Here is a 12,523-nt window from a genome sequence, read left to right as displayed (position 1 = left end):
GTACGTCAAGCTTACTTGACTTCGACAGTCGCGCCAGCTTCTTCCAGCTTGGCTTTGATGTCGGCCGCTTCGTCTTTGCTCGCGCCTTCTTTGATCGGAGCCGGAGCGCCGTCAACCAGACCTTTAGCTTCTTTCAGGCCCAGACCGGTGAGTTCACGAACCACTTTGATGACGTTGACTTTCTTCTCGCCGGCAGAAGCCAGGATAACGTCAAATTCAGTCTGTTCGGCACCAGCGTCAGCGCCGGCAGCAGCCGGGCCAGCAGCAACGGCAACAGCAGCTTGAGCGGAAACGCCAAACTTCTCTTCCATTGCTTCAACCAGAGCAACTACGTCCATCACAGACATTTCTGAGATGGCATTCAAGATATCTTCATTGGACAGAGCCATGATCCTAATCTCCAAAAATCTAAAAACAGTATAAAGAGTTCAAGCTGCCTGACTTAGGCGGCTTTCTTCTTGTCGGCAACAGCCGCCACAACACGGGTAATTGAGGACGGAACTTCGTTGAGCGTGCGAACCAGTTTGGTAACCGGTGCCAACGTAACGTTGGCCAGCAAGCCCAGCGCTTCTTCGCGCGTCGGCAGTTTTGCCAGACGATCGATTTGATCCGCACCCATCAGTTCACCACCAATGGACAGCGCTTTTACTTCGAAAGCCTCAACTTCTTTAGCGAAGTCTTTGAACAGTCGAGCTGCAGCACCCGGGTCTTCCATTGAGAAGGCCAGCAGAGAAGGGCCGGTCAGAACGGGGTTAGCCGCGCTGTAATCGGTGCCTTCAAACGCGCGCTTGGCAAGAGAGTTCTTAACCACACGCACGAAAATTTTCTGCTCACGGGCCTGCTTGCGCAGGTTGTCCATGTCTGTCACGGTGACGCCGCGGGCATCCGCGATCACCAGAGACAGCGCTTTGGCGGCCACTGCATTTACCTCGGTGACAATGGCTTTCTTGTCTGCGAGATTCAGTGCCACTTTCTTTCTCCTGGATATGAGCTCTTATGAGCCCGTTACCATCGAAGGTCCGAGGACCTTGGTTTGCGATTCCCGGAGGAATCAACGGTGGTAGGATCCAGCCCAATAAAACCGAATCGGGGTCCACCGTCTGCGTAGGAAATTAAGGAAGTCAGGCTTCAACGACTCATAAAGTCTCGACCGGACATCCACCTACGGTCTTTGACAATTCCTGCCCCGCAAAAGCAGCGCAGGAACCCCAAAGTTCTTGCCTCGGATCAGCCGGCATTCGCCAACCGATCCGACTTTATTTAGATGCTCAAAGAGCCCTGATCGATCACGATGCCCGGACCCATGGTCGTGGACAGCGCAACTTTCTTCAGGTACACGCCTTTCGCAGTCGAAGGCTTCAGCTTTTTCAGATCAGCGATCAGAGCTTCAGCATTCTCTTTGATGGCTTGCGGCTCGAAAGCCACTTTGCCGATTGAGGCGTGAATAATGCCGTTCTTGTCAGTACGGAAACGTGCCTGACCGGATTTGGCGTTTTTGACCGCAGTCGCAACGTCCGGAGTCACAGTGCCGACTTTCGGGTTTGGCATCAGGCCACGCGGACCCAGTACCTGACCCAACTGACCCACAACGCGCATCGCATCCGGAGAGGCGATAACAACGCCGAAGTTCAGATCGCCACCTTTGATCTGTTCAGCCAGATCTTCCATACCGACCGCGTCTGCACCGGCAGCTTTAGCCGCGTCGACGTTGGCGCCCTGAGTGAAGACCGCGACGCGAACTTCTTTACCGGTGCCGTTCGGCAGTACGGTAGAGCCACGTACGTTCTGATCGGATTTACGCGCATCAATACCCAGATTGACGGCGATATCGACAGATTCGGCAAACTTAACCGTGGACAGTTCTTTCAACAGTGCAACGGCTTCTTCGATGCTATAAGCGCGGGTCGCGTCGACCTTTTCACGCTGCAGCTTGATACGCTTGCTCAACTTAGCCATTACTCAACCCCCTCAACATTCAGACCCATGCTGCGAGCGCTGCCCGCGATGGTGCGTACCGCTGCATCCAGGCTGCCTGCGGTCAGGTCCGGATCTTTGGTCTTGGCAATTTCTTCGAGCTGAGCACGAGTCACCTTGCCCACTTTTTCAGTGTTCGGGCGACCAGAACCACTCTTAATGCCAGCTGCTTTTTTCAGCAGAATCGACGCCGGAGGAGTCTTGGTGATGAAGGTGAAGCTGCGGTCACCGTAAACGGTGATGACAACAGGAATCGGCAGACCCGGCTCGAGGCTCTGAGTCTCAGCGTTGAACGCCTTACAGAATTCCATGATGTTGACGCCGTGCTGACCCAGGGCCGGACCGACGGGCGGACTTGGGTTGGCTTGACCCGCCTTCACTTGCAGCTTGATATAAGCTTGGACTTTCTTGGCCATAATAACCTCTCTAGTGGGTGCAAACGCCGTCAGGCTCCCCGGTGGTTTGCTCAGACAACAAAACCCCGGAGCCGGTTCGACTCCGAGGCCACGTCATCTGGCGTGAAATCAGCTCTTGTCGACCTGGGTAAATTCCAGCTCGACCGGCGTGGCACGACCGAAGATCGATACCGACACCTGAAGCCGATTCTTTTCGTAATTCACTTTCTCGACTGTGCCGTTGAAATCGGCGAACGGACCGTCGATGACCCGAACCACTTCGCCCGGCTCGTAAATGGTCTTTTGGGTTGGCTTTTCAACCCCTTCCTGAACGCGCTGCAGAATGCCATCGGCCTCACGCTGCGTCAGCGGCGCCGGCTTCTCCGGCGTGCCGCCGATAAAACCCATAACCCGAGGTGTTTCTTTCACCAGGTGCCAGGTTTCATCGTCCATTTCCATCTCAACCAAGACATAGCCGGGATAGAATTTGCGCTCACTTTTGCGCTTTTTGCCGTCGCGCATTTCGACGACAGACTCAGTCGGCACCAGGATCTCGCCAAAGCGATCCTGCATGCCATGCAATTCGACCTGCTCCTGCAAAGAGCTGGCAACGCGCTTTTCGAAACCGGAATAGGCGTGCACCACGTACCAACGCTTGCTCACTTCGATCTCCTTAACCGATGACCGCTGATACCGCCCAACCCAACAGGGAATCAACACCCCAGAGAATCAACGCCACCAGCAATACCACACCGATAACAACCAGCGTGGTTTGAACGGTTTCCTGACGTGTCGGCCAGACCACCTTGCGCACTTCCGTCCAGGCTTCTTTGCGCAGACGGTTAACGGTACGACCGCGAGCGGTGGTCAAGGCGATACCGACAGCAACCAGCGCGCCAGCAACAACCCCCAACACCCGCAGCAAAAGCGACTCGTCGCCGTAATAGAAATTGCCGCCAATAATGGCCACAACCAGAGCGGCAACCAGAATCCATTTCAGGACATCCAGAGCGGTATTCTGCGACTCGACTTGAGCGTTCATGCGACAAGCAACCTTAAATTCGGGCGTATCCAAAGCGGATACCAAAAACACATAAATGGCAGGCCAGGAGGGACTCGAACCCCCAACCCCCGGTTTTGGAGACCGGTGCTCTACCAATTGAACTACTGGCCTGTAAATCAACCGGGCGGCGGATTCTATGTTAATCGCCATCCGGATTCAAGAACTTGCGTGAGGGAGACGCTTAACGGGAGACGCTTGACGCAAATTAGCGTTTGGCGTTTCCCGTCAAGCGTCCGGCAGGGGCGGCTAGCCGCCCCTCAGATCATTCAATGATCTTGGCAACCACGCCGGCGCCAACGGTACGACCACCTTCGCGAATCGCGAAGCGCAGACCTTCGTCCATGGCGATCGGAGCAATCAGGGTGACGTCCATCTTGACGTTGTCACCCGGCATGACCATTTCTACGCCTTCCGGCAGTTCGCACGCGCCAGTCACGTCCGTGGTACGGAAGTAGAACTGCGGACGGTAGCCTTTGAAGAACGGCGTGTGACGGCCACCTTCGTCTTTGCCCAGTACGTAGACTTCGGCTTCGAACTTGGTGTGCGGGGTGATGGTGCCCGGCTTGGCCAGTACCTGTCCACGCTCCACTTCGTCACGCTTGGTGCCACGCAACAGGGCGCCGATGTTCTCGCCCGCACGACCTTCGTCGAGCAGTTTGCGGAACATTTCAACACCAGTAACAGTGGTCTTGGTGGTGTCTTTGATGCCGACGATTTCGATTTCTTCGCCAGACTTGACGATGCCACGCTCAACACGACCAGTCACAACAGTACCGCGACCAGAGATGGAGAAGACGTCTTCGATTGGCATCAGGAACGGCAGGTCAATCGCGCGCTCCGGTTCCGGGATGTAAGAGTCCAGTGCTTCGACCAGTTTCTTAACCGCGGTGGTGCCCATTTCGTTGTCGTCTTTGCCTTCCAGTGCCATCAGCGCAGAACCGACGATCAGCGGGGTGTCGTCACCCGGGAAGTCGTACTGGCTCAGCAGGTCGCGCACTTCCATTTCGACCAGTTCCAGCAGTTCTTCGTCGTCGACCATGTCGGCCTTGTTCAGGAACACGACGATGTAGGGTACGCCAACCTGACGAGACAGCAGGATGTGTTCACGCGTTTGCGGCATCGGGCCGTCAGCCGCGGAACAGACCAGGATCGCGCCGTCCATCTGAGCGGCACCGGTGATCATGTTTTTCACGTAGTCGGCGTGTCCCGGGCAGTCAACGTGTGCGTAGTGACGCGCCGGTGAGTCGTATTCCACGTGAGAGGTCGAAATGGTAATACCACGCTCACGTTCTTCCGGAGCGTTGTCGATACCGTCGAATGCAACAGCAGTACCGCCCCAGACTTCCGCGCAAACGCGGGTCAGAGCTGCAGTCAGAGTGGTTTTACCGTGGTCTACGTGACCAATGGTGCCCACGTTGACGTGGGGCTTGTTACGTTCAAAAGTCGCCTTGGACATGGTGTAAGCCTCTCACCAGGATTCTCATGCGCAAAAGGCAGCCGCGAGCGCGCCTGCCTTTTGCAACCAAAATGGTGCTCACGATGAGATTTGAACTCATGACCTCTCCATTACCAATGGAGTGCTCTACCACTGAGCTACGCGAGCATTACAAACGTTGTCTTACCAAAACTAACTGGAGCGGGTAGCGGGAATCGAACCCGCATCATTAGCTTGGAAGGCTAAGGTTCTACCATTGAACTATACCCGCCAAGTTCCTCAGAAGAGGAAATGGTGGAGGGGGACGGATTCGAACCATCGAAGCATAAAGCGGCAGATTTACAGTCTGCTCCCTTTGACCACTCGGGAACCCCTCCAAGCGGGCGCAGAGTTTGCACCAAGCCCTAAAAACTGTCAACTCCGAGGGGAAAGCTTTTTCCAATCAGAACAAGTACTTAGGCGCCGGAACAACCCTGGCAGAACCTCTTGCCTCGCAAGAGAGCGCGCATCTTATTGATTCTGTTTAGTGATTGCAAGAAAACCGACAACCCGGTTTGATTCAGCATCCGTAGCGCTGAAAATCGACGCCTTCAAAGCGATCCAGAATGGATTCCAGCGCACCGTCGGACAACAAACGCGCCGCCTCGGCGGCGATGTTCAGATCGCGCACCTCGCGGGTGCGAGGGAAATCTTCGATGCGCGCATCGATGCCCGCCTCGGCCAATGCCGCACGGCGATTCTCAGCATTGCTGTTCGATGAAAACAGCCCCAACGAAATGCCGCCTTCCAAGCGCCCCTGATTGATCAAGAAGCTTTCGACGCCATCGGCCTGCAATTGCGCCAACCGCTCGCGCGCCCGCGCCGTGGATTCAAACGGACCCAGCACCACCCAGTGATCGGTACGCACCACTTCCGAGCGAACACTGACCGTCGACGGCACTTCCAGGGCGGTCAGCCGCGCCTGTATCACGCTGGCGTCATCGGCCGAACCAATGCCACGAATCAAAATGCACTGCGCGGCGGCCTGATTGGGGTTGTCACGCTGACGACCCGATTGCGCCAGCTGAACCCGTGTCGCTTCATCCAAACCGAGATTATTCAATTCAGCCAACACCACTTGAGTGGCGTCCGCATCCGGTTGCTGGCTGCGCCAATACAACCAACCACCAAACGCCAGATTCAGCGCCAGCAATGTCAAAATGATTCCCTTCATACCAATGACGCCCGATAGGCGGGATCGGCGATCGCTGTCATCATGCCCTCGAATATTAACTGCGGATGGTGTTCGCCCGGCCAGGCCGACAAGTTGCGCAAGGCGGCCGCATCGCCCCCGGTCCAAATGACGTCGGCAGCCGCAACCGGACTCTGCGCCAAAGCCGACTCGACGGCACCGATCAACGCCAGCACCGATCCGTTAGCAATGCACTCAGCGGTGCTGGTGCCCGGTACCAATTGACCCGGCTGCGAAACCGGCGGCAGCGCGAATGTATCATCAACCAGTGCTCGACGCATCAGCGCCAGGCCGGGCAGAATGTAGCCACCCAAGTGGTTCCGATCGGCACTGAGCACGTCGATCGTCAAAGCGGTTCCGGCATCAATGATGACCACCGGCCGGCCCCGTTCAAGCAACGCCAGCATGGTCAGCCATCGATCCACACCCAGCCGTTGTGGTTCGGCATACACCAGGCGCAAACCCAACAACCCATCGACCACGGCGAGGTTCAATACCGGTACGCCACTGCCTTGCAACCGATCCTGTATGTCAGCTCCGAGACGCGACACGCTCGATACCACCACCTCACTGGGCGCAAAACGACGTACGCATTCCAAAACCTCATTAACATCGGCCAACCGGCCGCTGCGCTCACCAAAACGGTATTTGCACGACGAATTGCCGCAATCGAGCAATAAAGGCCGACTCACCATCGCACCGAGACCTCGCCACCGTTAACACTGAACCGCCGACCGTTCTCGGCCTCAACCACCAACTGGCCGGCACCATCGACGCCGCGCGCGATCACGGTTTCGCTGCGCTCAGCGAGCAGCAAGCGGACGGTGCGACCTCGCAGACAATCGTATTCGCCCCACTCGGCCAGCAATTCCACTAAGCCACCGTCTTGTTGCGCCTGCGTCAAAACGGCGTGCAACTGATTCACCACCGCCACCAGCAATCGATTGCGATCAAGCGGGCCACGCACCTTTTCAGCCAGAGCAACCGCCGGTTGATCCAGGCCTTCGGGTTTGCGCGACACGTTCAAACCGATACCGATCGCCAATAACGGGCGATCCTGCGGGTTGCCCTGCAACTCACACAAAATGCCGCCCAACTTAGCGTCTTCTATATATAAGTCATTCGGCCATTTCAGACTGACCGGCACCGCCAGCTCGCTACGCAACGCTCGCGCCGTTGCCACACCAGCCAACAAGCTGCTGGCATACAGCGCCTGGTTGGGCAGATCTTCACGCAGCGCAATCGACACCATCAGATTCGACGCCGGCGGACTGCGCCACACCCGGCCGCGCCGGCCGCGCCCCTGATACTGATATTCGGCAGCGCAAATCGACCAGCGCCCAGGCGCCGGCTGCTGCTCCATCACCCAACGGTTGGTCGAATCCAGATCGGTCTGAATATCCAGCACCTGCAACACCGAGCGCAGCGACGCATCCAGGTTCGCCAGAATAACGTCACGATTGAGCAGACTGATGGGTTCGGCCAATCGGTAACCGCGCCCTTTCACCACATGAATATCGACACCCAGCTCAGCCAGTTCAGCCGCCCAACTCGCCACCGTCGGCCGAGTAACACCCAGCACCTGCGCCAGATCTGAACCCGACTGAAAGGCGTCGTGACGCAACAAAGGCAGCAATCGAAACAAGGATTTCATCGGCAATGCTCTATAAAGGTGCCGCTATTTTGCCTGAATTGCCCCCGACACGCTGCCCAACGGGAAGCGAATTTTGTGCATAAAAAAACTGTGACTCATTTCAAAAAACGTCACACCATGCCGATATGCTGAATACCAACCCAGGAAATGGAAATTCTGAAACGACGCACTAATGCCTAGGGAGGCTGTAAATCCAATGTTGAAAATGACGCTTCGCGGGCAGTTCATCGCTGCCATCGCACTACCCTGTATTGTTCTCATTCTGGTCAGTTGGGCCGGCCTCAGAGGCATGGCTAACATCCAGAATCAAGCCAGGGCCTTAGCGCAAAACACCAGCCTGCCATTGCGCGCTCTGGCTGAGGTTAACTCGCGCATTCCGCGCATGCGCGTCGGTTTCGACATGATGTTGCTGCAAGAAGTACCCGGCATGCAGGATGCCAAAGGCGTGCAGACGCGCATTCAGGAAGCGCGCAACGAAGACATCGTAGAAATGGAACAGGCGCTGCAAGCGGCCCTGGCCGCCCAGGCCAGCGCCGAAGCCCGAGCGCAGGTTCAGGCGTTGGTCGATCAGTTCAATGGCGTCAAAGTCAACATTCTGGAACCCATGCTGACAGCCATGGAACGTAACAACCTGAACCGCGCCTACGACCTGTATCGCAACCAATACGCCACCAGTTATGGTGAAATGCGCGCAGCGGTGAACAAGGTGCTCGACTATCTGGTGGAGCAAGCGCAACAGCAACACGCCACCAGTGAAGCCAACTTCCGCCAGGGCCAGTTGCAGATGCTGGTGATGCTGGCCGTGGCTCTGATCGCCTCCATTTTGCTGTCGACGCTGATCTTGCGTCGCCTGAACCGTCGCGTCAGCCAACTGCAAAACCACATCAGCAGCTCATCGACGCAATTGGATTTGCGCACCGAACTGGATCTGCGCGGTAACGACGAACTGGCCGACATCGCCCAAGACTTCAATCAGTTCGTCGGCAAAATTCGCAGCGCCATCGAAGCGGTTGCCGAAAACTCCCGCAAGCTGTCACAAACGGCCAGCGAAGTCGCATCCAAAGCGCAACTGACGCACGACAACTGCAGCAACGAACGCGACCGCTCCATGCAGATGGCAACCGCGATCAATGAAATGGGTGCAACGGTAGAACACATCGCCCAGAACGCATCCGAAGCGGCTGATTCGGCCAAAAAAGCCAACGAACATTCCGTTGAGGGCGCTCGCCTGGTGGCCGACGCGCGTCAGGGCGTGGGTCAGTTGTCGAGTGAAATCGACAAGGTCAGCGACGTCATTGGTTCACTGGCCGAACACACAGAATCCATCGGCGGCATTCTGGAAACCATTCGTGGCATTTCCGAACAAACCAACCTGCTGGCGCTGAACGCCGCCATCGAAGCCGCCCGCGCTGGCGAACAGGGCCGCGGCTTTGCCGTGGTCGCCGACGAAGTGCGCAACCTCGCCAACCGCTCGGCAGCGTCCACCGACGAAATTCAGGTGATGATCGACCGACTGCAAGAACAGGCGGGTAAGAGCGTTGAAGCCATGCAGGACAGCAAAACGCACAGCCAATCGGTGCGTGAACAGGCGGACAACGCTAACCAGTCGTTGGGTAACATCACCGAGTTCGTCAGCAGCATCAGCAACATCACGCTGCAAGTGGCAACGGCGACTGAAGAGCAATCTACCGTGGTCGCCGAACTGAGCCGCGATGTAGAAACCATCAACAGCCTGACCACCGAAACCGCCGAGATCGCCGACCAACTGACCGACTCCAGTCGTCAGTTGAACGATCTGTCACAACTGCTGAACCAACTGGTTCGTCAGTTCAAATTGTAAGGTCCGAAAAAAGCCCGTGACGATCACCGTCACGGGCTTTTTTTATGTCCAGTATTTGGACGTCAATTACGCATCGGCCGCCATGTGTTCCGCTGCGCGCTGACGTTCATCAACCCGCCGCGACACATACCAGGAAGCCAGCGCCACCAGCGATACGATGCCGATGATGATCGTCGCCAGCGCATTCACTTTCGGCGTCACCCCAAGTTTTACCGAACTGAATACTTCGATCGGCAAGGTCGTTGCACCCGGTCCGGTTACGAAGCTGGCAATCACCACGTCGTCCAACGACAAGGTAAACGACAGCAACCAGGCGGAAACAATGGCCGGCGCAATGATCGGCAACGTCACTTTGAAAAATGCCGTTACCGGCGTAGCGCCTAAATCCAACGCGGCTTCTTCCAGGCTCTGATCCATTTCCCGCAAGCGCGAGCTGATCACGACCGTGGAATACGCGATGCAGAACGTCGTGTGCGCAATCCACACCGTTAACAACCCGCGATGCGCCGGCCAGCCAATGGTTTGCGCCGCGGCCACAAACAGCAACAGCATCGACAAACCGATGACCACGTCCGGCATAACCAAAGGCGCAGTGATCATGCCGGAAAATAATGTACGGCCTTTAAAGCGCTGGAAACGCACCATCACCACCGACGCCAGCAAGCCGATTATCACCGCCGCCGAGGCGGCATAAAACGCCACCTGGAACGAGCGCAACACGGCGTTCATCAATTGCTCATCGCGGAATAACTCGCCGTACCATTTGGTTGACCAACCGGCCCAAACGGTCACCAGTCGCGACTCGTTAAATGAGTACACAATCAACACCACCATGGGTGCATACAGAAAGACAATGCCCAACCAGAAACACAATTGGCTGAGACTGAAGCGACGACGCGTGCTCATGAATTCAGCTCCTTGTTCTGGTAACGGTGGAACAGGACGATGGGCACGATCAGAATCAACAACATCAAAATTGCCAGGGCTGAGGCCACCGGCCAATCGCGGTTATTGAAAAATTCCTGCCACAACACCTTACCGATCATCACCGTTTCGGCGCCGCCGAGCAGTTCGGGAATCACGTACTCACCCACGACCGGAATAAACACCAGCATCGAGCCTGCGATGATGCCGTTTTTCGACAGCGGCAGCGTAATACGGAAAAAGGTGGTCCACTTGCGCGCGCCCAAATCGTTGGCCGCTTCGAGCAAGGTCGGATCGTGTTTCACCAGATTGGCGTAGAGCGGCAAAATCATAAACGGCAGATAGGCGTAAACCACGCCGATGTAGACCGCGAAATCCGTATTCAACATCTGAATCGGACTTTTGATGACACCCAGCCAAAGCAAAAAGGAATTGATGATGCCGCTGTTACTGAGCAACCCCATCCAGGCGTAAACGCGGATCAGAAACGAGGTCCAGGACGGCAACAAAATCAACATCAACAGCGTTGCCTGCATCCGGCCTGGCGCCTTGGCAATGGCATACGCCATCGGGTAGCCGACCAACAAACACAACACGGTGGAATTGAAAGCGATGCGAATCGAATTCCAATAGGCATGGATGTAGATGTCGTCACCCAACAGCCACAAATACGAATCGAAATTCAGGTGAACGGTTAACGCGTTGTTGGCCCATTCAAACATGGCGCTGTAGGGCGGAATGGAAATTTCAGCGACGGCGAATGAAATTTTGGCAACGATAACGAAGGGCAACGCGAAGAACACCAGCAGCCACAAATAGGGCACTGAAATGACCCAATTGCGACCGCCCGGCAGCCGGCTGAGATCGAGCTTACGTACCTTGAGCCCACTCATGGCCGGATCACCACGCCGCTGTCATCGGCCCAATGCACGAACACCGGGTCTTCCCAACTCGGGCGCTCAGCGCGACGTTCGGTATTCGCCAGGAAGCACTGCACAATTTTGCCGCTCGGCAACCGGACGTGATAGACCGAATGCCCGCCCAGATAGGCGATGTCGTGCACAACGCCCGGCGACCAGTTGCGCTCACCTTCGGGTTGCTCCAGCGTCAGCCAGGTTTTTTCCGGACGCAACGCAAACAGCATGGCTAAATCTTCAGCGCTCGAACTGACACCGTGGCCGATGTAGATTTCACGTTCCAGATCGGGCGAACGCAAGCGCATGTGGTCGCCTTCATCGGCAATGATTTCGCCTTCGAACAGGTTCACCGAACCGATGAATTCCGCCACCATCCGATTGACCGGACTTTCATAAACGTCGACCGGCGAACCGACCTGCTGGATGTAACCTTCATCCATAATGGCGATGCGGTCGGCCATGGTCATGGCTTCTTCCTGATCGTGCGTCACCATCACACAGGTCACGCCAACGCTTTCCAGAATATCGACCACTTCCAACTGCATTTCAGTGCGCAGTTTTTTGTCCAACGCGCCCATGGGTTCGTCGAGCAACAACAACTTCGGCTGCTTCGCCAGGCTACGTGCCAGCGCTACGCGCTGACGTTGACCGCCGGACAATTGGTGCGGTTTGCGGCCAGCGTATTTTTCCATGTGCACCAGCTTGAGCATGCGTTGCACGCGCTCGGCAATGACGTCTCTGGATAATTTGTCCTGCTTCAGACCAAAGGCCACGTTTTGCGCCACCGACATGTGCGGGAACAAAGCGTAGGACTGAAACATCATATTGATCTGACGTTGATAGGGCGGCTGCCAGGTGATGTCTTCACCGTCCAAAATAATGCGGCCATCGGTCGGCACTTCGAAGCCGGCCATCATGCGCAGCAACGTAGATTTGCCGGAACCGGATGCGCCCAACAGCGCAAAGATTTCGCCTTTGCGAATATCGAGGCTGACGTTATCGACCGCCAACGCATCGTCGAAATACTTGCTGATGCCTTCGATCCGCAACAGGGTTTCACTGCCCTGTTGCTGGTGTTGCATCTCGTTTT

The 12,523-nt window shown here is 56.3% G+C and carries 14 protein-coding genes and 4 tRNA genes; 1 reads left to right on the top strand and 17 read right to left on the bottom strand.

What is annotated here, in order from left to right; genetic code table 11:
- Nucleotides 1-11 precede the first annotated feature (11 nt).
- From rplL to DW349_RS02485, 14 genes are all read right to left on the bottom strand, one after another.
- A complete protein-coding gene (gene rplL, locus DW349_RS02550; RefSeq protein WP_108127755.1) occupies nt 12-389 on the bottom strand; it encodes a 50S ribosomal protein L7/L12 in 378 nt (125 codons plus the stop codon).
- 53 nt (nt 390-442) lie between these two features.
- Nucleotides 443-970: a 50S ribosomal protein L10 gene (gene rplJ, locus DW349_RS02545; protein ID WP_108127753.1), complete on the bottom strand. Its 528-nt coding sequence runs from the start codon at nt 968-970 to the stop codon at nt 443-445.
- 290 nt (nt 971-1,260) lie between these two features.
- Entirely contained in the window at nt 1,261-1,956 is a 696-nt protein-coding gene (gene rplA, locus DW349_RS02540; protein ID WP_108127751.1) for a 50S ribosomal protein L1, read from the bottom strand.
- Nucleotides 1,956-2,390 carry a 50S ribosomal protein L11 gene (rplK, locus tag DW349_RS02535; protein ID WP_108127748.1) on the bottom strand — a complete coding sequence of 145 codons (435 nt, stop codon included), beginning with the start codon at nt 2,388-2,390 and terminating at the stop codon, nt 1,956-1,958. The genes rplA and rplK overlap by 1 nt, the downstream gene beginning before the upstream one ends.
- A gap of 108 nt (nt 2,391-2,498) precedes the next feature.
- A complete protein-coding gene (nusG, locus tag DW349_RS02530) occupies nt 2,499-3,032 on the bottom strand; it encodes a transcription termination/antitermination protein NusG (RefSeq protein ID WP_108127746.1) in 534 nt (177 codons plus the stop codon).
- Nucleotides 3,033-3,042: 10 nt separating this feature from the next.
- A complete protein-coding gene (gene secE / locus DW349_RS02525) occupies nt 3,043-3,411 on the bottom strand; it encodes a preprotein translocase subunit SecE (RefSeq protein ID WP_108127744.1) in 369 nt (122 codons plus the stop codon).
- A gap of 56 nt (nt 3,412-3,467) precedes the next feature.
- Nucleotides 3,468-3,543: transfer RNA gene (locus tag DW349_RS02520), tRNA-Trp, on the bottom strand.
- 151 nt (nt 3,544-3,694) lie between these two features.
- Nucleotides 3,695-4,888, bottom strand: a complete 1,194-nt coding sequence (gene tuf, locus DW349_RS02515; RefSeq protein ID WP_108127778.1) for an elongation factor Tu — start codon at nt 4,886-4,888, stop codon at nt 3,695-3,697.
- A gap of 72 nt (nt 4,889-4,960) precedes the next feature.
- Nucleotides 4,961-5,035 (bottom strand) — tRNA-Thr (locus DW349_RS02510).
- Nucleotides 5,036-5,064: 29 nt separating this feature from the next.
- Nucleotides 5,065-5,138, bottom strand: a tRNA-Gly gene (locus tag DW349_RS02505).
- A gap of 21 nt (nt 5,139-5,159) precedes the next feature.
- Nucleotides 5,160-5,244 (bottom strand) — tRNA-Tyr (locus DW349_RS02500).
- A gap of 182 nt (nt 5,245-5,426) precedes the next feature.
- Nucleotides 5,427-6,080 (bottom strand): SPOR domain-containing protein, encoded by a 654-nt coding sequence (locus tag DW349_RS02495; protein ID WP_108127207.1) that lies wholly within the window; start codon nt 6,078-6,080, stop codon nt 5,427-5,429.
- Nucleotides 6,077-6,790: a type III pantothenate kinase gene (locus DW349_RS02490; protein WP_157954447.1), complete on the bottom strand. Its 714-nt coding sequence runs from the start codon at nt 6,788-6,790 to the stop codon at nt 6,077-6,079. The genes DW349_RS02495 and DW349_RS02490 overlap by 4 nt, the downstream gene beginning before the upstream one ends.
- Nucleotides 6,787-7,752 (bottom strand): biotin--[acetyl-CoA-carboxylase] ligase, encoded by a 966-nt coding sequence (locus DW349_RS02485; protein ID WP_108127211.1) that lies wholly within the window; start codon nt 7,750-7,752, stop codon nt 6,787-6,789. The genes DW349_RS02490 and DW349_RS02485 overlap by 4 nt, the downstream gene beginning before the upstream one ends.
- Before the next feature lie 172 nt (nt 7,753-7,924).
- Here DW349_RS02485 and DW349_RS02480 point away from each other — a divergent pair, with 172 nt between their 5' ends.
- Complete coding sequence (locus DW349_RS02480; RefSeq protein WP_338055681.1) at nt 7,925-9,592, top strand: methyl-accepting chemotaxis protein; 1,668 nt, start codon at nt 7,925-7,927, stop codon at nt 9,590-9,592.
- A 66-nt stretch (nt 9,593-9,658) separates the two neighbouring features.
- Here DW349_RS02480 and DW349_RS02475 read toward each other — a convergent pair whose 3' ends face one another.
- The 3 genes from DW349_RS02475 to DW349_RS02465 are packed head-to-tail and all read right to left on the bottom strand — an operon-like array spanning nt 9,659 to nt 12,515.
- Nucleotides 9,659-10,498: an ABC transporter permease subunit gene (locus DW349_RS02475; protein WP_108127215.1), complete on the bottom strand. Its 840-nt coding sequence runs from the start codon at nt 10,496-10,498 to the stop codon at nt 9,659-9,661.
- The gene (locus DW349_RS02470; RefSeq protein WP_108127217.1) at nt 10,495-11,409 is read right to left on the bottom strand and encodes an ABC transporter permease subunit; all 915 of its coding nucleotides are present in this window, start codon (nt 11,407-11,409) and stop codon (nt 10,495-10,497) included. Before DW349_RS02470 ends, DW349_RS02475 begins: the two co-directional genes overlap by 4 nt.
- A complete protein-coding gene (locus tag DW349_RS02465) occupies nt 11,406-12,515 on the bottom strand; it encodes an ABC transporter ATP-binding protein (protein ID WP_232819386.1) in 1,110 nt (369 codons plus the stop codon). Before DW349_RS02465 ends, DW349_RS02470 begins: the two co-directional genes overlap by 4 nt.
- Between the last annotated feature and the right edge of the window lie 8 nt (nt 12,516-12,523).

It is taken from the genome of Saccharospirillum mangrovi (assembly GCF_003367315.1).
Classification (GTDB): domain Bacteria; phylum Pseudomonadota; class Gammaproteobacteria; order Pseudomonadales; family Natronospirillaceae; genus Saccharospirillum; species Saccharospirillum mangrovi.
Note: the sequence above shows the minus strand (reverse complement) of the source record. Positions and strands in the feature narration are given on the sequence as shown.

Excerpts from the sequence above, each read along its gene's own strand:
- rplL (WP_108127755.1), bottom strand. The coding sequence starts at position 389 with ATGGCTCTGTCCAATGAAGATATCTTGAATGCCATCTCAGAAATGTCT.
- rplA (WP_108127751.1), bottom strand. The coding sequence starts at position 1,956 with ATGGCTAAGTTGAGCAAGCGTATCAAGCTGCAGCGTGAAAAGGTCGAC.
- rplK (WP_108127748.1), bottom strand. The coding sequence starts at position 2,390 with ATGGCCAAGAAAGTCCAAGCTTATATCAAGCTGCAAGTGAAGGCGGGT.
- secE (WP_108127744.1), bottom strand. The coding sequence starts at position 3,411 with ATGAACGCTCAAGTCGAGTCGCAGAATACCGCTCTGGATGTCCTGAAA.
- tuf (WP_108127778.1), bottom strand. The coding sequence starts at position 4,888 with ATGTCCAAGGCGACTTTTGAACGTAACAAGCCCCACGTCAACGTGGGC.
- DW349_RS02495 (WP_108127207.1), bottom strand. The coding sequence starts at position 6,080 with ATGAAGGGAATCATTTTGACATTGCTGGCGCTGAATCTGGCGTTTGGT.
- DW349_RS02485 (WP_108127211.1), bottom strand. The coding sequence starts at position 7,752 with ATGAAATCCTTGTTTCGATTGCTGCCTTTGTTGCGTCACGACGCCTTT.
- DW349_RS02480 (WP_338055681.1), top strand. The coding sequence starts at position 7,925 with ATGCCTAGGGAGGCTGTAAATCCAATGTTGAAAATGACGCTTCGCGGG.
- DW349_RS02475 (WP_108127215.1), bottom strand. The coding sequence starts at position 10,498 with ATGAGCACGCGTCGTCGCTTCAGTCTCAGCCAATTGTGTTTCTGGTTG.
- DW349_RS02470 (WP_108127217.1), bottom strand. The coding sequence starts at position 11,409 with ATGAGTGGGCTCAAGGTACGTAAGCTCGATCTCAGCCGGCTGCCGGGC.
- DW349_RS02465 (WP_232819386.1), bottom strand. The coding sequence starts at position 12,515 with ATGCAACACCAGCAACAGGGCAGTGAAACCCTGTTGCGGATCGAAGGC.